The organism is Novosphingobium piscinae, from assembly GCF_014230355.1.
GTDB classification, from domain to species: Bacteria; Pseudomonadota; Alphaproteobacteria; order Sphingomonadales; family Sphingomonadaceae; genus Novosphingobium; species Novosphingobium piscinae.
Map to the genome: position 1 here is coordinate 30,281 of NZ_JACLAX010000006.1, position 20,999 is coordinate 51,279.

At 68.5% G+C, this 20,999-nt stretch carries 19 protein-coding genes; 10 read left to right on the top strand and 9 right to left on the bottom strand.

Annotated features, from left to right (window positions below; all coding sequences use genetic code 11):
• Positions 1-27 precede the first annotated feature (27 nt).
• From H7F53_RS07565 to H7F53_RS07575, 3 genes are read right to left on the bottom strand one after another with little or no spacing between them, the layout of a single operon-like run.
• Positions 28-1,056, bottom strand: a complete 1,029-nt coding sequence (locus H7F53_RS07565) for an NADP-dependent oxidoreductase (protein WP_185678892.1) — start codon at positions 1,054-1,056, stop codon at positions 28-30.
• Between the two features lie 22 nt (positions 1,057-1,078).
• Entirely contained in the window at positions 1,079-1,804 is a 726-nt protein-coding gene (locus H7F53_RS07570; protein ID WP_185678893.1) for an SDR family NAD(P)-dependent oxidoreductase, read from the bottom strand.
• Positions 1,804-2,811, bottom strand: coding sequence for an NADP-dependent oxidoreductase (locus H7F53_RS07575; RefSeq protein WP_185678894.1), 1,008 nt, complete (start codon positions 2,809-2,811; stop codon positions 1,804-1,806). Before H7F53_RS07575 ends, H7F53_RS07570 begins: the two co-directional genes overlap by 1 nt.
• 163 nt (positions 2,812-2,974) lie before the next feature.
• Between H7F53_RS07575 and H7F53_RS07580 the strand changes: the two genes are divergently transcribed.
• Both H7F53_RS07580 and H7F53_RS07585 read left to right on the top strand, forming a co-directional pair.
• Positions 2,975-5,317 (top strand): TonB-dependent receptor, encoded by a 2,343-nt coding sequence (locus H7F53_RS07580; protein WP_185678895.1) that lies wholly within the window; start codon positions 2,975-2,977, stop codon positions 5,315-5,317.
• Positions 5,318-5,411: 94 nt separating this feature from the next.
• Positions 5,412-6,191, top strand: coding sequence for an SDR family NAD(P)-dependent oxidoreductase (locus H7F53_RS07585; RefSeq protein WP_185678896.1), 780 nt, complete (start codon positions 5,412-5,414; stop codon positions 6,189-6,191).
• Between the two features lie 667 nt (positions 6,192-6,858).
• Here the strand turns inward: H7F53_RS07585 and H7F53_RS07590 are convergent.
• The 4 genes from H7F53_RS07590 to H7F53_RS07605 all read right to left on the bottom strand — a co-directional run bounded on the left by H7F53_RS07590 (position 6,859) and on the right by H7F53_RS07605 (position 9,957).
• Positions 6,859-7,668, bottom strand: a complete 810-nt coding sequence (locus H7F53_RS07590; protein ID WP_185678897.1) for a ThuA domain-containing protein — start codon at positions 7,666-7,668, stop codon at positions 6,859-6,861.
• Positions 7,668-8,678 carry a zinc-binding dehydrogenase gene (locus H7F53_RS07595; RefSeq protein ID WP_185678898.1) on the bottom strand — a complete coding sequence of 337 codons (1,011 nt, stop codon included), beginning with the start codon at positions 8,676-8,678 and terminating at the stop codon, positions 7,668-7,670. Before H7F53_RS07595 ends, H7F53_RS07590 begins: the two co-directional genes overlap by 1 nt.
• A 3-nt stretch (positions 8,679-8,681) precedes the next feature.
• Entirely contained in the window at positions 8,682-9,110 is a 429-nt protein-coding gene (locus H7F53_RS07600; RefSeq protein WP_185678899.1) for a nuclear transport factor 2 family protein, read from the bottom strand.
• Positions 9,111-9,213: 103 nt separating this feature from the next.
• A complete protein-coding gene (locus tag H7F53_RS07605; RefSeq protein WP_185678900.1) occupies positions 9,214-9,957 on the bottom strand; it encodes a glucose 1-dehydrogenase in 744 nt (247 codons plus the stop codon).
• A gap of 136 nt (positions 9,958-10,093) precedes the next feature.
• Between H7F53_RS07605 and H7F53_RS07610 the strand changes: the two genes are divergently transcribed.
• The 8 genes from H7F53_RS07610 to H7F53_RS07645 all read left to right on the top strand — a co-directional run bounded on the left by H7F53_RS07610 (position 10,094) and on the right by H7F53_RS07645 (position 17,841).
• Positions 10,094-10,504, top strand: a complete 411-nt coding sequence (locus H7F53_RS07610) for a nuclear transport factor 2 family protein (RefSeq protein WP_343061977.1) — start codon at positions 10,094-10,096, stop codon at positions 10,502-10,504.
• Positions 10,505-10,538: 34 nt separating this feature from the next.
• Complete coding sequence (locus H7F53_RS07615; RefSeq protein WP_185678901.1) at positions 10,539-11,495, top strand: quinone oxidoreductase family protein; 957 nt, start codon at positions 10,539-10,541, stop codon at positions 11,493-11,495.
• Between the two features lie 259 nt (positions 11,496-11,754).
• Positions 11,755-13,404 (top strand): carboxylesterase/lipase family protein, encoded by a 1,650-nt coding sequence (locus tag H7F53_RS07620; RefSeq protein WP_185678902.1) that lies wholly within the window; start codon positions 11,755-11,757, stop codon positions 13,402-13,404.
• A gap of 45 nt (positions 13,405-13,449) precedes the next feature.
• Positions 13,450-15,309 (top strand): TIM barrel protein, encoded by a 1,860-nt coding sequence (locus H7F53_RS07625; protein ID WP_185678903.1) that lies wholly within the window; start codon positions 13,450-13,452, stop codon positions 15,307-15,309.
• Between the two features lie 92 nt (positions 15,310-15,401).
• A complete protein-coding gene (locus H7F53_RS07630; protein ID WP_185678904.1) occupies positions 15,402-16,049 on the top strand; it encodes a TetR/AcrR family transcriptional regulator in 648 nt (215 codons plus the stop codon).
• Between the two features lie 120 nt (positions 16,050-16,169).
• Positions 16,170-17,189, top strand: coding sequence for an alpha/beta hydrolase (locus H7F53_RS07635; protein ID WP_185678905.1), 1,020 nt, complete (start codon positions 16,170-16,172; stop codon positions 17,187-17,189).
• Complete coding sequence (locus H7F53_RS07640; protein ID WP_185678906.1) at positions 17,186-17,515, top strand: hypothetical protein; 330 nt, start codon at positions 17,186-17,188, stop codon at positions 17,513-17,515. Before H7F53_RS07635 ends, H7F53_RS07640 begins: the two co-directional genes overlap by 4 nt.
• A gap of 98 nt (positions 17,516-17,613) precedes the next feature.
• Complete coding sequence (locus H7F53_RS07645) at positions 17,614-17,841, top strand: hypothetical protein (RefSeq protein ID WP_185678907.1); 228 nt, start codon at positions 17,614-17,616, stop codon at positions 17,839-17,841.
• Positions 17,842-18,064: 223 nt separating this feature from the next.
• Here H7F53_RS07645 and H7F53_RS07650 read toward each other — a convergent pair whose 3' ends face one another.
• Together H7F53_RS07650 and H7F53_RS07655 are read right to left on the bottom strand one after the other, a co-directional pair.
• Complete coding sequence (locus H7F53_RS07650; protein ID WP_185678908.1) at positions 18,065-18,982, bottom strand: ThuA domain-containing protein; 918 nt, start codon at positions 18,980-18,982, stop codon at positions 18,065-18,067.
• Positions 18,979-20,943, bottom strand: a complete 1,965-nt coding sequence (locus H7F53_RS07655; protein WP_185678909.1) for a pyrroloquinoline quinone-dependent dehydrogenase — start codon at positions 20,941-20,943, stop codon at positions 18,979-18,981. Before H7F53_RS07655 ends, H7F53_RS07650 begins: the two co-directional genes overlap by 4 nt.
• Positions 20,944-20,999: the final 56 nt, after the last annotated feature.

Sequence of the window (20,999 nt, forward strand, 5' to 3'; positions counted from 1 at the left end):
GCCCGGGCGCCGGGACGCCCGCTGGCGTCAGGCTGCAGCGGGGCCCTCCAGCTCGAGCACGGCCTTGCCCAGGGTCTTGCCGCCCATCAGCTCGCAGAACAGCGGCCCCGCCTCGGCCAGGCCGACCCGCTTGTGCTCGATCGTGCGCAGCCAGCCATCGCGCAGCCCTGCCCGCAGGGTGTCCAGCGCGGCCGGAACGTGCTCGGCATAGCTGTAGAGCAGGAAGCCCTTGAGCTCGAGTTCGCGTGCGACGATCTGCCAGGCATTGGTCAGCGGCGGCGGGTTTTCGGCGTCGTTATAGCCGGCGATCATCCCGCAGCAGATGATCCGCCCGAAGGTCTTCATGCTGTTGAGCATGGCATCGAGCATGGCCCCGCCGACACCATCGAAATAGACATCGACGCCCTCGGGCGCGGCGGCGCGGATCGCGGCCTCGAGGTCGGGCGATGACTTGTAGTCGACCACCGCGTCGCAGCCGAACGAGGCCGCCACCCGGGCCTTCTCCGGGCCGCCGACGATCCCCACCACCCGGCAGCCGAGACGGCGCGCATACTGCACCGCGACGTGCCCGACTGCGCCGACCGCCGCGCTGATCGCCACGGTCTCGCCGGGCCTGGCCCGGCCGATGCGGTCGAGCCCGACGATGGCGGTCTGGCCCGATCCGCCCAGCACGCCGACATAGTAGGTGATCGGCATGTCGGGGGCGACCTCGATCGTCTGCAGCAGCACGGTTTCGGCGGTGGCGACGGTGTAGTCCTCCCAGCCGAACAGGCCGCGCACCATGTCGCCCGGGGCAAAGCCGGATAGGCGGCTCGCCACGACCTCACCCACCGAAAGGGCCCGCATGGTGCCGCCCAGCGGGATGGGGTCGAAGTAATTCTTGTCGTTGTCGTCAAGCCAGCCCCGGATCGCCGGCTCCATCGAGATGGCCCGCATGCGCACGAGGATCTCGCCCTCGGCGATCTCCGGCATAGGTCCGCTCTCGAGGCGAAAGTTCTCGGGCACGGGCACGCCCCGGGGGCGGCTGGCGAGAACGACCCGGCGGTTGACTGTCATGGCGTGTTTCTCCTCGGGTGGGTCATTGCCGGGTCATCGCTCCGCCATCGACGAAAAAGCCCTGACCGGTCATGAAACGGGCGTCGTCCGAACAGAGGAAAGCGATCACGTCGGCCACGTCCTCGGGCTGACCAAGCCGGCCCAGCGCGGCCTTCCTCTCGAAATAGGCCTTGAACTCGGGCATGGCGGTGAAGGCGGGGGCGGTCATCGGGGTCTCGATCGCGCCGGGCTGCAGGCAGTTGACGGTGATGCCGTGCGGACCCAGCTCGCAAGCCGCCGCGCGGGTCAGCCCCAGCACGGCGTGCTTCGAGGCGGCATAGGCGACCAGCCCGGCATCGCCGAACCGCGCCATGGTCGAGCCGATGGTCACGATCCGGCCATGGGCTGACTGGCGCAGCGCCGGCACCGCATCACGGATCAACCGGAACACGGCGGTGACGTTGACCGCCATGACCTGCTCGAAATAGCCGTCGTCGTGGTCCTCGAGCGGATGGAAGGCCGAGATCCCGGCGCAGGGCACGAGGATGTCGAGCCCGCCGTGGCGTGCCACCACCTCGGACACCAGTGCGGCATTGATGCCTGGCGCAGTCACGTCGGCCTGGCGGTCGACCGGGCCCTGCAGGTCAACCGTGTAGACCCGCGCGCCCTCGGCGGCGAGGCGCGCGGCGGTGGCGCGGCCGATCCCCGATCCCGCCCCGGTGACCAGCGCCGAGCGCCCCTGCAGCCGCCCTGCGCGCGCCGCGTCCATCACGCGATCTTGAGCACGAGCTTGCCGGTATTGGCCCCGGTGAACAGGCGCATGAACGCCTCGTAGGCGTTCTCCAGCCCTTCCTGCACGTCCTCGTCGATGCGCAGACGCCCCTCTGCCATCCATTGCGCCATGACCGCCCCGGCCTCGGCGAAGCGCGGGGCATAATCCATGATCAGATAGCCGTAGAGCGTGGCCTGCTGGGTGAGAATCGGCCACAGGTTGCGCAGGCCATACTTCTCGGCGAGGTTGTACTCGCTGATCAGGCCGCACAGCACGATCCGGGCATGCTTGGCGAGATTGAGCATCTCGGCATCCATCACGGTGCCGCCGACATTCTCGAACACGATGTTCACGCCGCCGGGGGCGGCAGCGCGGATTTCGGCGGCCAGCTCGGTCACCGACTTGCCCTTGTAGTCGATCGCCACATCGAAGCCGTAGTCGGTCAGCAGCCGTCGGCACTTGTCCGGGCCGCCGGCGATGCCGATCGTGCGGCAGCCGACGATCTTGCCGATCTGGCCGACAGCCGAGCCGACCGCGCCGGCCGCGCCCGAAACGAGCAGCACCTCGCCGGGCTGGGGCTTGGCGACCTCAAGCAGCCCGAAGTAGCCGGTCAGCCCGACCGCGCCCATGGCCGAAAGGAACAGCGAGGGCGAGGCGACCTGCGTGACGTCGACCTTCATCGTGAAGCCGCCCGGCGCGCACACCGAGTAGTCCTCGATGCCATTGAGCCCCATCACCCAGTCTCCGGGCCGGAACTCGGGATTGTCCGAGGCGTGGACCACGCCGACGGTGGTGGCCCGCACGGGATCGCCCAGCGCGATCGGCGGCATATAGCTGGGGGCATCGTCCATCCAGCCGCGCTGGGCTGGATCAAGCGAGCAATAGTGGTTGCGCACGACCAGTCCGCCCGGCGGCGGGGTGGGGACCGGTGCCTCGACCAGGGCGAAGTCCGCGGGCACGGGCACGCCATGGGGGCGGCGCGCCAGCAGGAAGCGGCGGTTCATCGGTTGCGGGTCCTCTCTCCAAGTCCGGTCCGCGACACTCGCCAACCGGCGCGCATCGCGCACCTGTGACAATTGGCAGTTAAGCTGCCCGGGCAATTCATTGCATAGCCATGATCGACGCAAGTCGCCGACGGGACAAGGCCGTCCAGGGAGAGGGTTTACCATGAGCAGCTCGTTTATCCGGAGCGTGGTTGTTGCCGCGCTTGCTACGTCCGCATTCGCCGGGATCACCGCCCCGGCCCTGGCCCAGGAGGCGCAGGCTTCGGCCGACGCAACCGAAGCCGGCGAGATCATCGTCACGGCTCGCCGCCGCGACGAGACGCTCTCGACCACTCCGGTCGCGATCACCGCGGTCAACACGGCGATGCTCGAGGCCAAGGCCGCGGTGAACATCGGCGACCTGCAGGGCGCCGCCCCGGGCCTGCTCATCACCCAACAGAATTCGGGCGCGCAGGCCGCCAACATCTCGATCCGCGGCCTGACCTATGCCGACATCGAGAAGTCGCAGACCCCGACCGTGGGCGTGCTGGTCGACGGCGTGGTGATCGGCACCAACACCGGCCAGCTGCAGGATGCCTTCGACGTGGCCCAGCTGGAAGTGCTGCGCGGCCCGCAGGGCACCCTGTTCGGTGCCAACACGATCGGCGGCGTGATCAACATCCAGCGCTCGAAGCCGACGATGGAGCCCGGCTTCAAGGGCGAGGTGAGCTATGGCCGCTGGAACACGTGGTCGGCCAAGGGCATCCTCAACTATGGGGATGGCAGCACCTGGGGCGTCAAGGCCTGGTACTTCCACAACCAGACCGACGGCTTCTACAACAACGTGATCCGCAACCGTGCCGCCGGCTGGAGCAAGGCCGACAACTACGGCGCCTCGCTGCTGTTCATGCCGGCCGGTTCGGACTTCGACCTCCAGCTGACCGTCGCCAACGTGGTCCAGAGCTTCGAGCCGGTGGTGGCCAACATCACCCGGACGGGCGAAGTGTTCTGCGGCTTTATCCCGACCAATGAATGCAATCGCAACAACACGACCGACGTCTACACCGTGTTCAACGCCGACGCCGAGAGCACCTACCGGGCACCTGAAGCCACCCTGACGATGAACTATCAGGCCGGCGAGGTGAAGCTGACCTCGATCACTGGCTGGCGCAAGAGCAAGGAGGCGCAGACCCAGGACTTTGACGGTTCGTCCGCCGATCTCTACTACGTCGACCGCCGCCAGAACTATGAACAGTGGAGCCAGGAGCTCCGCGCCGCGGGCCAGCTGTTCACCGGGCTCGACTACGTGGTTGGCGGGTTCTTCTTCAAGTCCAACTACGACCTGACGCAGTGGTCGCGCGTGTTCGGCTTCTCGCCCAACACCCCGCCCACCCTGTTTGACCGCAACGCCCAGCGCGTGGAAGGCAAGACCGAGAGCTACGCGGTGTTCGGCGACTTCAACTGGGCCGTGGCCGACAAGTGGCGCGTCTCGTTCGGCGGCCGCTGGAGCCACGACAACAAGCAGCTGTGGAACGGCTTTGCGCCCAACGTGTTGGTCGCTCCCGGCAACAACACCCGCAGCCAGTTCGCCGCGGTGGGTTCGGGCAATGCCAACTTCAACCGCTTCACGCCGAAGATCGGGGTCGACTATCGGCCGAACAGCGACGTGATGCTCTACGCGAGCTGGTCGCGCGGCTATCGTTCAGGCGGTTTCAGCCCGCGCGCGGCGACGGCGGCCACGGCCAGCACCCCGTTCCAGCCCGAGACCGTCGATGCCTTCGAGGTCGGCGCCAAGCTGGCGGCGTTCGATCGCCGGCTCGAGCTCAACCTGGCCGGCTTCGTGTCCGACTACAAAGACATGCAGCAGAACCTGACCGTGCCCGGCGGTCCCACCGGCAACCAGACGATCACCGGCAATGTCGCCGGCGGCGCCCTGATCAAGGGCCTCGAGGGCGACTTCTCGCTGCGTGCCGCGGAAGGGCTGCGGATCACCGGTTCGGCCTCGATCATGGACTCGAACTTCCGCAACTTCGTGACCTGCGGCGTCTATGGCGGTACCGGCACCCTGGCCGCCAACAGCTGCGGTGCCGGACTGGTGCCGACCGACTTCAGCGGCAACCGGCTGATCTACGCGCCCAGCTTCACCAGCTCGCTCAACATCGAGCACACCCTGCCGACCAGCTTCGGCAAGGTTGTGACCAACGTCGGCTGGCGCCACATCAGCCCCTATGACCAGCAGCTGTCGGTCCAGTCGACCACCGACATCCGCAACAGCAGCGGCGCGGTCACCCAGGTGCGGGTCAACGGCAACGACACGCGGGTCCGCACGGTCACCCAGAACCTGGTCGACGCGAGCATGACCTTCAACTTCAAGCTCTCGACCGCCGATGCCTACGTCCGCGTGTTCGGGCGCAATCTTGCCGACGTGCGCACCACCACCCACGCCTTCACCGTGGCCGGGCTGTGGTCGTTCGCCATGGCGCTCGAGCCGCGCACCTTCGGCGGCACGCTGGGCGTGAAGTTCTGATCGCCCGTCGATAGACACCACCCTTGCCGGGGGCGCGGCCGGAAACCCGGACGCGCCCCCCTTTTTCTTTGAGGACACAGGCGGAGGAGACAGCATGGCGCGTTTGCAGGGAAAGATCGCACTGGTGACCGGCGGAGCCTCGGTACCCGGACTGGGCAGCGCCACCGCGGTCCGCTTCGCCGAGGAGGGGGCGACGGTGATCGTCACCGACCGCGACGGGGCGGGGGCCGAACGGGTCGCCGCCGGGATCCGCGCGGCCGGGGGCCAGGCCACCGCCCATGCCCATGACGTGACCAGCGAGGCCGACTGGGACCGCGTGATGGCGGCGATCGAGACTGCCCACGGCAAGCTCGACGTGCTGGTCAACAATGCCGGCATCGCCGTGCTGCGGATGATCGAGGACCTCACCGCCGAGGACTGGCAGCTGCAGAACCGGGTCAATCTCGACAGTGTCTTCTACGGCAGCCGCCGCGCCGTCATCGCCATGCGCCGGGCCATCGCGGCCGGGCGGCAGAGCACCGGTTCGATCATCAACATCTCGTCGGTTGCCGGGCTGGCCGGGGTGCCGGGGTGCGGCGCCTATGCCGCGGCCAAGGGGGGGGTGCGGCTGTTCTCCAAGGTGGTTGCGATGGAATGCGCCAAGGATCAGATCCGCTGCAACTCGGTCCATCCCGGGATGATCCTGACCAACATGCAGGGCGTCGCCGCCGAGGACAATGCAGCCAACTACGACGCCACCGTAGCGCTGATCCCGATGGGCTACATGGGCGATCCCAGCGACATCGCCAACATGAACCTGTTCCTCGCCTCGGACGAGGCGCGCTATGTCACCGGCGCCGAGTTCGTGGTCGATGGCGGGATGATGGCGCACTGAGGGCGGTGACCCAAGCTGGCGGCCGCTTTCGAACGACCGTTGGCGCCTGCAGCGGACATCCAGGGCCTTCCCGATTTTGCGCAGCACAACCGGGGAGGGGGACCGCGCTGCCGCAGGCAGCGGGGTGGAGGGGGACAGCAACCTGGCCCCTCCGTCAGCCGCCTGCGGCGGCCGACACCTCCCCCTTTGCGCCCTCCGGGCGAAAACGGGGAGCATCGAAGAATGTCCGCTACCCACCCGACCCGAGCATTACCCCTCCTCCATCGTCGCCCCGGCCTTGAGCCGGGGCAGGGCTTGCTTGGCAACGGCTGGGGAAGAACAGCCCTGTCCCGGGTCAAGCCCGGGACGACGATGGGGAGAAATGGCAGAAACCGCCCGATTACTGCCCTGAATCCCAGGCGCCTTCCGCACCCAACCTCGCTCAGCCTGAGCCTGTCGAAGCCTGCCCTGAGCTTCGCCGAAGGGGCCAAACGCCGGCATCGGCCCCATGTTCCTGCGACCGCGCCTTCCGGCGGAAGCGCTGCCAATCCCTAGCTCGTCCGCCGTGCGTGGGCTTCGACAGGCTCAGCCTGAGCGGGGTTGGGGGATGGCCGCTTGCGGTGCTGACGCGTCTGTCGGCCCTTCCCGCTAACGCCCGCTTCCCACCAAATCCAGCCGCTAGCGCGCGTCAGGTGTCGGGCCGGGCCTCCGCCACCCAGCGGATCGCGTTCTCGACCAGCCGGCGGTAGTCCGGGCTGTCGTAGGCCGAAGGCCCGTCACCGGGTTGGAGGTAGACCAGCCGGCTCGCCAGCGCCTGCTTGGCCCAGCCGATCACGCCGGCGCCGGGCGGGTGGTGCCAGCCGGTGTTGCTGAACATCTCGCCCTTGACCGCAAGCTCGGCCGACCAGAAGGCGTCATCAGCAAAGCGCGCCGACGAGTGCAGCAGCGGCACCGCGCCTTCGGGCAGCATGGGGCAGAGGTAGAGCTCGTCGGTCAGGGTAAAGCTGGCGGGCAGGCCAGCGGTGACCGGGTGGCCCGGGGCGACCGCGATGTCATGCGTCACCTCGTGACGATAGCCGCTGTCCGGCCAGTCGGTGCCGGCGAAGCGGCCCGGGCGATAGAAGAACTGTCCGCCCAGCCAATCATGGTACTCGGCCCAGGTCGGCCAGCCGGCCAGGGCATGGTGCAGTGCGACCACGCCCTTGCCCGCTTCCAGCAGGGCGCGGAAGCCAGCCTGCAGTGCGGGTGAGGGGTCGCGGTACTGCGGCGCGTGCTGCGGGGCCTCGAAATCGAGGCCGGGCATGTCGTAGAGCACCAGCGCGTCGAACCCGCGCATCGCCTCGGGGTTCATCAGCAGCGCGGCGGCCGGCTGATCGACCATGGTCGCGGCGATCCCCTCCATCGCCTGGAACATCGCGTCGAAGGCCGTCCGGTCGAAGGGGTGGCCGCGCACGGCGACGAGGCACTGCACCGGGGCGCGGTGGCGGATGATCGGCATCAGTCGGTCACCCGCACGATCACCTTGCCGATGTTGCCGCCGCGCAGCATGTGCGCATAGGCGTCGAGCACGCGCTCGATCCCGCTCCATTCATCGAAGCGCAGCGCCAGCCGGCCCGCTCCGAGCCAGCCCTGCAGACGTGGCAGGAACTCGTCCCCGCGATGCAGGAAATCGGGCACGAAGAAGCCCTCGATGCGCAGCCGGCGCATCAGCACCTGGTCGAACCGCGCCGGGCCGGGCAGCGGTTCGTCGCGATCATAGGCCGCGACCATGCCGCACACCGCCACCCGGCCGTAATGGGCCATGTTGGGCAGGACGGCATCGAGCAGCGGCCCGCCGACATTGTCGAAATAGGCATGGACCCCGCCGGGAATGGCCGCGAGCCGGGCGGCAACGTCCTCGCCGCGGTAGTCGATCGCCTGCTCGATCCCCAGCTCGTCCAGCAGATAGCGGCACTTGTCGGGTCCCCCGGCGATGCCGATCACGCGGGCCCCGAGGTTGCGGCCGATCTGGCAAGCCAGGCTCCCGGTAGCGCCGGCCGCGGCCGAGACGACCAGCCATTCGCCAGGCTGGATCCGCGCCACCTCCTGCAACCCGGCCAGCGCGGTCCAGGCGTTGAGCCCCAGCGCGCCGAAGTGCTGGCGCAGATCGGCGAGGTCCCCGTCGACGGGTTCCAGCGCGGCCAGATCGGGCTGGACGGTCGACCATTCGGCCCATTGCCCGAACCCGCGCACCAGCGCGCCGGCCGGAAAGCGCGGATCGCGGCTTTCCTCCACGGTGCCCAGCACCAGCCCGGCCATCGGCTGACCCAACGGGAGCGGCGGCTGGTAGCCGTCGGTGCGCGGCCCCATCCACATCCGCGTGCCGGCATCCATCGACAGCCAGCGCGCGCGGACCCGCACCTCGCCGGGGGCAAGCGGCGCCAGCTCGGCCTCGTGCAGACTGAGCGCCGCGGCGAAGTCCTGGCCCTCGGGGTGACGATCGAGCCGCCACAGGCGGTTGCGTGTCACCCTTCAGCAGCCCTTGGGGGCCTGCTGGCGATGGATGTTGCGGAAGGTGCGTGACTGGAACAGCCAGCGGCCGTCACGCTTCACGCAGACGTCCTCGTAAACCCCGCGGTCGCGCTTGGTGGTCTCGCCCTGGTCGTAGACCTCGGAGGTGTAGCTGCGCACCTGCGCCCGGTCCCCGTCGATCTCGATCGAGCCGGGCCAGGCCTCGAACATGATCCCGGGGTAGTGCTTCATCGCCTCGACCCACAGCGCGACGATCGCCGCGCGGCCATGCTGGGTGGGAAACTCGGGATAGTCGGGCATCGACCAGACTCCGTCCTCGGCCCAGGTGCTTCCCCAGGCCTCGGCATCGCAGCGGGTGACCGCATCGGCGTAGGTCTCGAGCAGTTCGCGGATGGCGAGGCGGTCTTCGGCGGGGCCGGTGAAGGGCATGCAGTCTCTCCCGTTCGTGCTTTGGCGGCAGCCTAGCCTGACCGCGGTCGCGGCGAACCTGTGACAGGTGCGAGGCCTCTTCCGGTCCCGCGGCGGCCGCGCATCACAGGGTCGATCCGCCGTCGATGCGGAATTCGGCGCCGGTGGCAAAGGCGGACTCGTCGCTGGCCAGGTAGACGCAGATCGCTGCGATCTCTTCGGGCTTGCCGAGCCGACCGATCGGATGGCTGGCGACGAACGAGCGGTAGAGCGCTTCGGGATCGTCGGACTGGGCGAGCACCTTGTCGATGATCGGGGTATGGATCGCGCCCGGATGGACCGAGTTGCAGCGGATCGGATAGCCCTGTCCGGCAAAGTGCAGCGCGCAGGACTTGGTGATGTGGGTCACCGCCGCCTTGGCGGCGTTGTAGGCCACCAGGTTGCCCTGGGCGCGGACCCCGGTCATCGACGACATGTTGATGATCGAGCCGCCGTGCTCGCGCATCAGCGGAATGACGTGCTTGCAGCCAAGGAAGACCCCGACCACGTCGATGTCGAATTCATGCCGCAGCTGCGCCAGCGTGACCTCCTCGATCGAGCCGAGCGTGGTGATCCCGGCATTGTTGACCAGCACGTCGAGCCGGTCGCAGGTGGCGAGGGCCGCCAGCCAGCTGGCCTCGTCCGACACGTCGAGCGGGATGAAACGGGCCGCGGTGCCGAGTTCTCCGGCAAGCGCCATGCCCCCGGCCTCGTCGATGTCGGCGATGATCACCGCGGCTCCCTCGGCCACGTAGCGCCGGACGATCGCCTCGCCGAGGCCCGAGGCGCCGCCGGTCACCAGCGCGATCTTTCCTGCCAGCCGTGTCATCGCTCCGGTCTCTCCCGCGGTTTGCCTGAGGTCGGAGCATAGCCGCTGTGGCAGTGCCGCCGCGCTAGCCATATCGCTAGGTTCGGCCGCGGGGCGAATCGCGGAAGGATGCCGGAAACACGGGAAAGGTGCCGCCATGACGATGACGCCAGAAGCCATGATCCAGTTCGTCGATGATCTCTATGCCGCCACCGGGGTGGGCGATTTCGACAAGGCGGCCGAGATGCTGACCGACGACTTCATCGTCACCGAGGCCGAGGGACTGCCGATGGCCGGCATCTATCGCGGCAAGCACGCGCTGCGCGATCTCTACGTCAAGGTCATGGCCATGGTCGATGTGGCCGCGCTCGACCGGGTGCAGACCACCGCCGGGGGCGACTATGCCGTGACGATCCTTTCGTTCCGCTTCGCCGACCCGGGGCTGGCCCCGGCCGAGCTTTGCGAGGTGTTCCGCTTCCGCGATGGCAAGTGCTGCGAGATCAAGCCCTATTACTTCGATCCCGCCCCGTTCCACGCAGCCCACGCGGCCAAGCTGGCGCAGGCGTGACCATGGCGGAACACCGCGGTCGGCCGGTGGCGCGATGAGGGCGGCGGTCTATCGCCGCAATGGCGGCCCCGAGGTGTTCGAGCTGGTCGATCTGCCGAGCCCCGATCCCGGCCCGGGCGAGGTGCTGGTGGATGTTGCCGCGATCAGCATCGAGGGCGGCGACATCCTGGCCCGCCGCAATACCGCCCCGGGCGATCCCCCCCGGGTCAAGGGCTATGCCGCCGCCGGCCGGATCGCTGCACTGGGTGCGAGGGTCACCGGCTGGGCGATCGGCGATGCGGTGACGACTTTCGCCTTCGAGGGTTCGCACGCCGAACGGCGCGTGGTCCCGGCAACCCATTGCTGGCGGGTGCCCGACGGAGTGGGCATGGAGGTGGCGGCAGCCGCCGTCATCACGTTCGGCACCGCGGCACTGGCCTTGCGGCTCGCTGGTTTCGCATCCGGACAGGAGGTGCTGGTGACCGGCGCGGCGGGCGGCGTTGGCATCGCCACGATCCAGCTCGTCGCCCGCGGCGGCGGCCGCGCGATCGGCACCGGCAGCAACCCGGCGGCGCTCGCCGCGCTGACCCCGTTCGGCCTCGACACGGCGATCGACCTTGGCGCCGGTCCATTCGACGCGCAGCTGCGGGCCCTCGGCAGCGCCGGGGTCGACAGCGTGATCGACAATGTCGGCGGTCACAGCGTCAGCGCGGGGCTGGCCGCGCTCAGGGATGGTGGCGCGCTGGTGCTGGTCGGCCTGCTCGACCGCGATGTGCAGCGGATCAATCCGGTCACCCTGCTGCTGCGCCGGCTGACCGTGACCGGGTGCTTCCTCGGGCCGATCATCGCCGAGCCCGCGAACCGCGCCGCGATCGACGGGATCCTGCAGGGTTTGGCAGACGGCAGCCTGGTCATGCCGATCGACCGCACCTACCCGCTGGCCGAGGTGGTGGCCGCCCACACCCGCGCCGAGGAGCGCGGCCGAATGGGCCGGGTGGTCCTGCTGACCTGACCTCGGATGACCTGACGGGCTCGTGAGTCGACCGGCGCGGTGCGCTCGCAGCCGGCCGGGATCGTCCACGCTAAACCTGCTTGATCCCCCGCGTGATCCCCGGGCGGCGCTGGTCGCCCCGGTTCGGCCGTCACTGCCGCTCGTCGCAAAAGTGTATGAACCATTTAGTTCATAGTCTTGTGTTTGCCCGCCGTTTGGTCAATCTTGCCAGATGTCGGGACCGTGCGAGACCGCCGGCCCATGCTTGGGAGAGCAGGATATGTACCGATCGGTTACCGGATGGTTGGGGCTGGCAGCGTTGGGTCTGGCCAGCGCGACGGTGACGGCACAGGCGCCGGCGGGTGCGGCCGACGGCCCGATCACCACCTCGAGCGGCCGTCTTGCCGGAAAGGTCCTGCCCTCGGGAGTCCAGGCCTGGCTGGGGGTGCCCTATGCCAAGCCGCCGGTGGGCGATCTGCGCTGGGCGCCGCCGCAGCCCGCAGCCTGGGACGGGGTTGTCCATGCCGAGCGCAAAGGGCCGGCCTGCATCCAGGTGCTGCGCCCGCACGACATCAACCATTACTTCGGCGAGGAAGCGACTGGCGAGGACTGCCTCACCCTCAACATCTGGGCACCGCCGGGGACTGCCGCCGGGGCCAGGCGGCCGGTGATCGTGTTCATCTACGGCGGCGGCTTCACCATCGGCTCGTCGGGCATGGCCAATTACGATGGCGAGGCCATGGCCAGGGCCGGCGCGGTCTTCGTCAACTTCAACTACCGCGTCGGCGCGATGGGCTTCCTCGCCCATCCCGAGCTGACCGCCGAGCAGGGCGGGGCCTCGGGCAACTATGGGCTGATGGATCAGACCCTTGCGCTGAAATGGGTGCGCGACAACATCGCCGCCTTCGGGGGTGATCCCGACAAGGTGCTGATCATGGGCCAGTCGGCCGGGGCCGGATCGGTCGCGGCACAGGTCCAGTCGCCGGCCGCGCGCGGGCTGTTCCGCGCGGCGGTGATGTCCAGCGGATGCAACCTGCGCGGCCAGAAGGCCACGCTGGTCGACGCCGAGAAGGTCGGCCTCGCGTTGCAGGAGCGGCTTGGCGCCCGCAACCTTGCGGCGCTGCGCAACCTTCCGGCCGACCGGATCCTCGCGGTTCAGTCGGAAACCCAGCTGGGGCTGTCGGTCTCGGGGGTGCGGATCTCCGGGCCGATCGTGGACGGGCGGGTCCTGCCGCAGCAGGCGGCGGATGCCGTGGCCGCGGGCAATTTCGCCAAGGTGCCGATGATCGCCGGGTTCAACGAGGACGATCTGGCCTTCGGCTTCGGCTCGCTGACCAGTGCCGGCACCGTGGCCGAATACACCGCCGCGGCGCAGCAGCTGTTCGGCGCTGAGGCTCCAGCCTTCCTCAAACTCTATCCGGCCAAGACCGATGCCGAGGTGCGCGCGGTGGCGCGCCGCGCGGCGCAGGATTCGGGGCTCGCCGCGAATGCCCGGGCCTGCGCCACCGACCTGGCCGCCCATGGCGTGCCGGTCTGGATCAACGAGTATGCCCGGCGCCATCCCTACGTTCCGGGACTGAAGCTGGCTGACCAAGACACCGCCACGGTGGGGGCCTATCACACCGCGGACATCCCCTACTGGTTCGGCACCCAGGACAAGTACAACATGTTCCGCCAGACGCGCCAGTGGACCGAATGGGACCGCACGCTCTCGGCACGGATGATGGGTGCGCTGATCGCCATGGCCGAAACCGGTAGCCCCAACACTGCAGCCCTGCCGTGGCAGCCGTGGAGTGCAAAGAACGACACGCTGCTGTGGTTGGGCGATACGGTTGAGGTCAAGCGCTTCAACCCAGCCGCACAGGCCTGGCTGGCGGCGCATCGACCTGCCGCGGTCAACGCGCCGCGCCCGACCACCCCGCGTGACTGAGCAAACGTGGGTCAGCCAGCCGGGGCCGCGCTTCAGGAGAGCAAAGTGACCAATGCCATCGCCTCGGTCTCGCTCAGCGGGACGCTGGAAGAGAAGATCCGCGCGGCTGCCGCGGCGGGGTTCGACGAGATCGAGATCTTCGATGTCGATTTCGTGGCCTCGCCGCTGTCTGCCCGCGAGACCCGGGCGCTGATCACTGATCTCGGCTTGACCTGTTCGCTCTACCAGCCGTTCCGCGATCTGGAGGGGATGCCCGAACCGCAGCGCAGCAGGGCCTTCGCCCGGTTGCAGCAGAAGTTCGACGTGATGGCCGAACTCGGCTGCGACCGCCTGCTGCTGTGCACCAATTGCTCGCCACTTGCCTCGGGGGACCGCGCGCGGATCGTGGCCGATCTGCGTGAGGCCGCCGAGCTGGCCGCCGGCCGCGGGCTGGTTCTGGGCTACGAGGCGCTGGCCTGGGCCACCCACGTCTGGGACCACCGCGAGGCCTGGGAGATCGTGTGCGCGGTCGATCATCCGGGTCTGGGCATCCTGCTCGACAGCTTCCATTCGCTGTCGCGCGCGATCCCGGTGGACTCGCTCCGCGCGATCGATCCCGCCAAGATCGTCTACGTCCAGCTGGCCGATGCGCCGGTGCTCGACATGAACCGGCTCTACTGGAGCCGGCATTTCCGCAACCTGCCGGGGCAGGGCGGTCTCGATGTCGAGGGCTTCGTCACCGAGCTGTTCCGGATCGGCTATGCCGGCCCGCTGAGCCTTGAGATCTTCAACGATCGGTTCCGCTCCACTTCGGCCGCGCTGGTCGCGCGGGACGGGGTGCGCTCGCTCGATGCGCTACGCGATGCCGCGGCGCGCAACCTTGGGCAGGCGACCAGCCTGCCGCGCAAGGCCGAAATCGTCGGCCTCGAATTCGTCGAGTTCGCCGTGGCGGCCGAGGACCGCATCGCGATGGAAGCCATGGTGGCGCAGATGGGCTTTGTAAGGATCGGCCGCCACCGGGCCAAACAGGTCGAGCTGTGGCGCAGCGGCATGGCCAGTCTCGTGCTCAACCACGAAGATCAAGGTTTCGCACGGGCCTATCGGCTCACCCACGGCAGCGCACTCTGCGCGATCGGCCTGGCGGTGACCGACAGCGCGGCGGCGATCCGCCGCGCCGAGGCGTTGGGCGGCAAGACCGAGGCCAGCGACATTCCCTCGATGCCGGCGATCCGAGGGGTGGGGGGGAGCCTGGTCTATGTCCTCGACGCCGGTGATGCCGATCGGATCTGGGCAGAAGAGTTCGTGCTGGATCCTGCGGCCGCGGCAGCGGCCGTGACCGGCCCGATCGAGGGCTTCGACCATCTCGCCGTGGTGGTCCACAATGACGAGTTCCTCTCGTGGCAGCTGTATTGGCGCGCGTTGTTTGACGTGCAGGTGCAGGAGGCCCAGGACGTGATCGATCCAAACGGATTGGTCTACAGTCAGGCGATCCAGAACCGCAGCGGCACGTTCCGGTTGACCATGAATGCCACCGACGCCCGCGATGCGCTGACCTCGCGGTTCCTCAGCCAGACCTTTGGTGCCGGGTTCCAGCATATCGCGTTCCATGCCGGCGACCTGCCGGCTCTGGCGCGAACGGTCCGGGCGAATGGCCTGGAGTGCCTGCCGATCCCGGCGAACTACCATGACGATGCGGTGGCGCGGTTCGGCCTCGATGCGGCGGAGAGCGCCGCGCTGCGCGAGCTGGATATCCTGATCGACGAGGATCCTGCGGGGCATCGCTATCGCCAGTTCTACAGCCGCGCGTTCCACCGCAGCTTCTTCTTCGAGTTCGTCGAGCGCAGCGGTTACGACGGCTACGGCGCGCCGAACGCGCCGGTCCGGCTGGCTGCCCAGTCGCGCTATCGGATCGACCCGCTGCCCTGAATGTCCGGCCGTGCCGCTGCCGCACGGCCCGGGGGTGTTGCGCGGGGCGCAGGATCGGCCATAGAGGAGCCGTGATCTGATGAGGTGCAGCATTGGCGGAGGGACACAAGCGAGGCGGCAAGCGGACGCGCGAGGCGGCGGAGACCCGGGACAACATCCTGGAGGTCGCGACGCGTGAATTTGCCGACAAGGGCTTGGCCGGGGCGCGGATCGATGAGATCGCGGACAAGACGGCCTCGTCCAAGCGCATGATCTACTACTACTTCGGCGGCAAGGACGAGCTCTACCGGGCCGTGCTGGAGCGCGCCTATGAGCGGATTCGCGCGCAGGAACAGGCCGCCCATTTCGAGAACCTGCCCCCGGCCGAGGCGCTGCGGGCGATCATCGGGCACAATTTCGACTATCACTTCGAGCACCCCGACTTCGTCCGCCTGGTGATGAACGAGAACGTCCACCACGGCGAGCACATCGCCCAGATCGCAAGCATGAAGCAGCGCAACAGCACGGTGATTGCTGCACTTGGCGCCATCCTGGAGAAGGGCGTGATCGCGGGCGACTTTCGTGCCGGGATCGACCCGGTCGATCTCCATTCCATGATCAGCGCCCTGAGCTTCTACAGCGTGTCGAACCGCCACACCTTCCTGCACAATTTCGGCGTGGACTTCGCCGATCCGGCTGTCCGGGCGAAGCGGCGCGAGCTGATCATCGGCTGTGTGCTGAGCTGGGTCACCCGGGCCTAGCACCCCGCTCCCCTCCGCGACCCCCTCCCGTCCGCCGCGCCGGGCCTGCCCGAACAGGCTTGTCGGCGCCGCGTCCATTATGTACGAACCGGTACGCATAATAGTGAGGTGGGTGTGGTGATGTCGAAAGCGTTCCAGCGTACTGCCGCAGCCTGCGCGATCGCCCTGGCCGGTCTGACGAGCGGAGCAGGGGGCGCGGCTGATCGCGTGTTCCCCGTGGCGGACCATCCGTTGTCGGACGATCTCAATCCTGGCGCGGCCAAGACCTGGCCTGGCGGGGTCACCTCGCAGGCCGACGTGCGTTATGCCGCAATATCGGGTTGGCGGCGGCTCACGCTCGATCTTTACCAGCCGCCGCGCAAGGGCGGGCCCAAGCCCCTTATCCTCTATGTCCACGGCGGTGGCTGGATGAACAGCGACAGCCGCCATTTCGGCGCGATCGCCGATCTGCCCGCGCTGCTGGCCAGGCTGGCAGGCGAGGGCTTCGTGGTCGCCGCGATCGAATATCGCCATGCGCGCGAGGCGGCGTTCCCAGCGCAGGGGCACGATGTTCGTGCAGCGCTGCGCTTCCTCAAGGCCAATGCCGAGCGGTTCGGCATCGATCCCAGCCGCACCGGGGTGATCGGCGGTTCGGCCGGAGCCCATCTGGCAGGTCTGCTCGCCCTGTCCTGCGGCGACACGCGGCTTGATCCCGATGGGACAAAGGCCCCGGCCGGCAGTGAGTGCGTTCAGGCGTTCGTCGGCTGGTATGGGGTCTACGACGCGACCGCACTCGCCGCCCAGCGCCCGACCGGGCGCGACGGCGGGATCGAGGCGCTGCTCGGCTGTACCGGTGCCTGCCCGGCTGACAAGCTCGCCCTGGTCAGCCCGGTCACCTTTCTCGACCGCAGCGACCCGCCGACCCTGCTGATCCACGGCACAGAGGACAAGACGGTCCCGGTGGAACAGTCGCGCCTGCTGGAAGACCGGATGAAAGCTGCAGGCGTACCGGTCAGCGCGATCTACATCCCGGGGGTGGACCACAGTTTCATGGGCAAGACCCCGGTCGAGACCCGCGCCGCCACGCTGCGTGCGGTCAATGCCAGCTTCGATTTCCTGCACCGCCAGCTGGACAAGCCCACTACCCCGGGTGTGCGATGAGCCGGCTACTGCTGGTTCTCGCCACCGGGCTGCTTGGCGGTGGGCTCTTGCTGCGGGCGGATCCCATCCCCGCGCAGCCGGCCCCGCCGCCGCTGGACCCGGCCGCGGTCCTTGCCGCCTTCGCGCCGGGACCGGGGCGAGAGGTGACCGCGACCGCTTGCGGGGCGTGTCATGCTCCCAGTCTGATCACCGGCAAAAGGCTCGACAGCGAGGCCTGGGCCCAGCTCGTCGACCAGATGATCAGCCGCGGCGCTCCGGTCGAGGACAAGGACTACGATACGATCGTCGACTACCTGACGCGCAACTACGGCCCGGCGAAAGGCTGAGCGCCAGGCCGTTGCGCTGCCATGGGCCGCATCGGCAACGTCGAACGACCGCTGGCGCCCACTTGCGGACGTTCATTAGGTAGGCCAACAATCCCAACGTGAGCGACAGCGTGTGGGCCATTCTGGGAATTGTCGGTTGGTTTGCCATCCCGACGTTATTCGCGTGGATGATCTTGGAAGGCCTGCGGAAGGGCGTGGTGCGTGCGCGAAACGGATCATACTCGAAGGTTGAAGAGCCCATCTATTTTTGGCTCTGCATCTGCATGTATGCGGCGCTGATCGCGTGGTACGTCTACTTGTCCGTCCGCATGGCATTGGACATCTAGCGTCCGCTCCCCACCAGACCCGGACGTCACACCAACCCAAACCCCGTCGTCGCCCCGGACCTGATCCGGGGCAGGGCTCGCTGAGCGACGAGGAACAGCCCCCTCCAGGGTCAAGCCCGGGACGACGCGTAGGATGCCGAGCGGGGCCAGGTTAGCAGAATGTTGAAACGTCCGCTTCCCACCCCGCCTTGCCATTTATCCGCCTGGAACCTGTCCTCGCGGTCTAGTTCCCCCTCGGCAAGGGATGCGGGCGCGGCGCCTGGCCGCCCCCGATCGCCCACTTGATTGCCTCAAGCGTCATGGTCCGCACCCGCGGATCGTCCCACGCGGCGTCGGTGTGGCCCAGCCCGGTGTAGAACACCCGGCCCGCGCCGTAGGACTTGATCCAGGCCACCGGAAAATCGGCATCGGTGCGGTGGACCATCGGGGCCTTCAGATCGACGCTGGCCGGATCGAGCCGGGCAAGCACGTCGACCTTGTCGCGCGAATAGGGTGCGGGGCGCATCTGGTAGTGCTCGTCGCGGAACACCATGCCGGTCTTCCAGCCCTTCATCGCGGGAAAATCGGGGCGTTCCACGATCACCTTGGCCTCGGCGATCATCCAGGGATGATTGTCGAACACGCCGCCCAGCATCTCCCCGTATTCGGGCCAGCCATAGGCCGTGGCAGTGGCGGTGTGGACGCCGATAAAGCCCTTGCCGTCCTTGGCGATGTAGTCGAGCAGGTCCTGCTTCTGCTCGGCGGTCATGTTGGTCTCGCCGTTGGTGTAGAACAGCACGGCGTCGAAGTAGTCGAGGTTCTTGCCGCGGGCCTGGCTGCGCCCGCCCTTGGCATAGTTGCCCTTGCCCCAGGTCTCGCCCTTGGTGATCCAGTCGGTATCGGTGCGGATGAAGGCGACATAGGCGCCCGACTGCCGGCCGAGCTGCTCGATCACCGCGACCGCGTGGCTCACCGCCATATGCGCCGACTGGTTCCCGGTGGACAGGTCAGCAATGATCAGCAGGCGCTTCTTGCCGGCGTAGGGATCCTGGTATCCCGGCGGCGGCTTGCGCTCGGGCTGCGGCGTAGCGGCAGGCGGTGGCGGCGCCTGGCCCATCAGGGCGGTGGCCAGGGCGAGGGTGCAGAGGGTGCGGCGGATCATGGGCGGGTCTCCGGCGGCAGGGTTTCGGGCAAGGCAAAGGCGGTGATGGTGTCGGAGGTCAGCGGGCTGTCGAGGAAGGAGCCCCCGGTCGCGGTGATGGCGACGAGCTGGCGGCCGCTGGCATCGGTATAGGTCATGGGCGTGGCATGGGCGGCGGCTTCGAGCCGGGTCTCCCACAGCAGCTTTCCGGTCGCGGTCTCATAAGCCCGGAAGCGCGCGTCGTCCGAGGCGCCGATGAAGGTCAGGCCGCTGGCGGTGGTGATGGCGCCGCCGATGTTGGGACGCCCGGTAAGGCGCACCGCCTCGGGCAGGTCGTCGGTCACGCCCAGCGGCACCTGCCAACGGATCGCGCCGGTGACCACATCGACCGCGCTCAGCCGCCCCCACGGCGGAGCCTGGCATAGCAGGCGGGTGCCCTCCAGCTTGAACCGTCCGCTGACTGGCCCGCGCTCGTAGGGCAGGGGGCCGTTCGATGGCACCAGCGCGGTGACCTGACCCAGATCGCTGGTGTTGACCAGCAGCAGCCGCTGCGTCGGATCATAGGCAGCGCCGCCCCAGTTGGCGCCGCCTTGCAGTCCGGGGAACGAGATGGTCACCTCGTTGAAGCCCACCGGCACATAAAGCGCGCCGGGCTTCATCGCATTCTTCGTGACCCAGTCGGTGCAGCCCTGCTTGAGCTCCGGGGTAAGGTCGGCGATCTCGTTCAGCGAGAAACCGGTGCGTGCCAGCGGCGGGGTGGCGAGCGGGATCGGCTGGGTCGGCGCGGCCTGTTCGCCCGGCACCTGACTGGCCGGGACCGGGCGCTCGGCGACAGGCAGCAGTGGCTTGCCGGTCACCCGGTCGAGGACGAAAAGCAGACCGTTCTTCGATACCACCGCCACGGCCGGGCGCTTGCGGCCGGTCTTTCCGGTCCAGTCGAACAGGAGCGGCGGTGCCTGCAGGTCGTTGTCCCAGATGTCGTGGTGCACCACCTGGAAGTGCCACAGGTACTTGCCGGTCCGCGCGTCAGCCGCGACCAGCGATGTGCCGTAGAGGTTGTCGCCCTTGCGGTCGCCGCCATAGCGGTCGAAGGCGGGGGCGCCGAACGGCATGTAGACGATGCCGCGGGCCTGATCGACGGTCAGGAAGCCCCAGGCATTGACGCCCGAACGGCGCTCGGCGCTACCCGGCTCCCAGGTCTCGTAGCCAAGCTCGCCGCGACGCGGTACCGAGTGGAAGGTCCAGACCAGCTTGCCGGTGCGCATGTCCCAGGCGCGAACGTCGCCGGCTGCGCCGCGGGGCGGGAACTCCTGCACCGCCGAGCCGGTGATGACGAGGTTGCCGAACACGATCGGCGGGCTGGTCATGCCATAGAATCGAGCCTCGGCGCCCTGCAGCACTTCGGCGGTCTTGAGGTCGACCACGCCGCCCGATCCGAAGCCCTCGGCAAACCGGCCGGTTGCGGCGTCGAGCGCGATCAGGCGACCGTCGCGCGTGCCGAACACGATGCGCGGGGCAAGCCGGCCGTCGCCGGGCCAGTATTCGACCCCGCGCAGGCTTGGTTGGCCCGGTCCGGGGATCGCGGTGGCCCAGAGCTCGCGCCCCGTGGCGGGATCCAGCGCCACGACCCGCCCATAGGGGGTGGTGACGAACATGCGGTTGTCGACCACCAGCGGGGTGACCTGCGATCCGGCCAGCCGGTTGCGTCCGGCTCGCGGAGCGGGGGCACCGCCGACCCCTTCTGCCGCGCGCTGAGCATCGGCGTTGGCATCGCCGGCTGCCGGTGCGGCCGCTGCCGCCGGGCGCATGTGGTAGACCCAGGCCGGTTTGAGAGCGGCGACATTGCGCGGCGTGATCTGCCGCAATGGAGAATGGCGTTGGCCACCCTTGTCATGGCCATAGGTCGGCCACTCGCCCGTGGGCGCGGCAACGGCGCCCGACGACAGCAAGGCGAGGCCCAGCACCAGGCGGCTCGGCGGCATCACGTCTCTCCTCAATGATTTTATGGACTAGTTCGTACATAACGGTTCCCTTGGCA

Bases quoted from the DNA above. Each gene is read 5' to 3' on its own strand.
- H7F53_RS07615 (WP_185678901.1), top strand. From the start codon at position 10,539: ATGAGGGCGGCGGTCTATCGCCGCAATGGCGGCCCCGAGGTGTTCGAG.
- H7F53_RS07655 (WP_185678909.1), bottom strand. From the start codon at position 20,943: ATGCCGCCGAGCCGCCTGGTGCTGGGCCTCGCCTTGCTGTCGTCGGGC.
- H7F53_RS07580 (WP_185678895.1), top strand. From the start codon at position 2,975: ATGAGCAGCTCGTTTATCCGGAGCGTGGTTGTTGCCGCGCTTGCTACG.
- H7F53_RS07575 (WP_185678894.1), bottom strand. From the start codon at position 2,811: ATGAACCGCCGCTTCCTGCTGGCGCGCCGCCCCCATGGCGTGCCCGTG.
- H7F53_RS07565 (WP_185678892.1), bottom strand. From the start codon at position 1,056: ATGACAGTCAACCGCCGGGTCGTTCTCGCCAGCCGCCCCCGGGGCGTG.
- H7F53_RS07635 (WP_185678905.1), top strand. From the start codon at position 16,170: ATGTCGAAAGCGTTCCAGCGTACTGCCGCAGCCTGCGCGATCGCCCTG.
- H7F53_RS07610 (WP_343061977.1), top strand. From the start codon at position 10,094: ATGACGATGACGCCAGAAGCCATGATCCAGTTCGTCGATGATCTCTAT.
- H7F53_RS07605 (WP_185678900.1), bottom strand. From the start codon at position 9,957: ATGACACGGCTGGCAGGAAAGATCGCGCTGGTGACCGGCGGCGCCTCG.
- H7F53_RS07585 (WP_185678896.1), top strand. From the start codon at position 5,412: ATGGCGCGTTTGCAGGGAAAGATCGCACTGGTGACCGGCGGAGCCTCG.
- H7F53_RS07590 (WP_185678897.1), bottom strand. From the start codon at position 7,668: ATGCCGATCATCCGCCACCGCGCCCCGGTGCAGTGCCTCGTCGCCGTG.
- H7F53_RS07600 (WP_185678899.1), bottom strand. From the start codon at position 9,110: ATGCCCTTCACCGGCCCCGCCGAAGACCGCCTCGCCATCCGCGAACTG.
- H7F53_RS07650 (WP_185678908.1), bottom strand. From the start codon at position 18,982: ATGATCCGCCGCACCCTCTGCACCCTCGCCCTGGCCACCGCCCTGATG.
- H7F53_RS07640 (WP_185678906.1), top strand. From the start codon at position 17,186: ATGAGCCGGCTACTGCTGGTTCTCGCCACCGGGCTGCTTGGCGGTGGG.
- H7F53_RS07620 (WP_185678902.1), top strand. From the start codon at position 11,755: ATGTACCGATCGGTTACCGGATGGTTGGGGCTGGCAGCGTTGGGTCTG.
- H7F53_RS07570 (WP_185678893.1), bottom strand. From the start codon at position 1,804: ATGGACGCGGCGCGCGCAGGGCGGCTGCAGGGGCGCTCGGCGCTGGTC.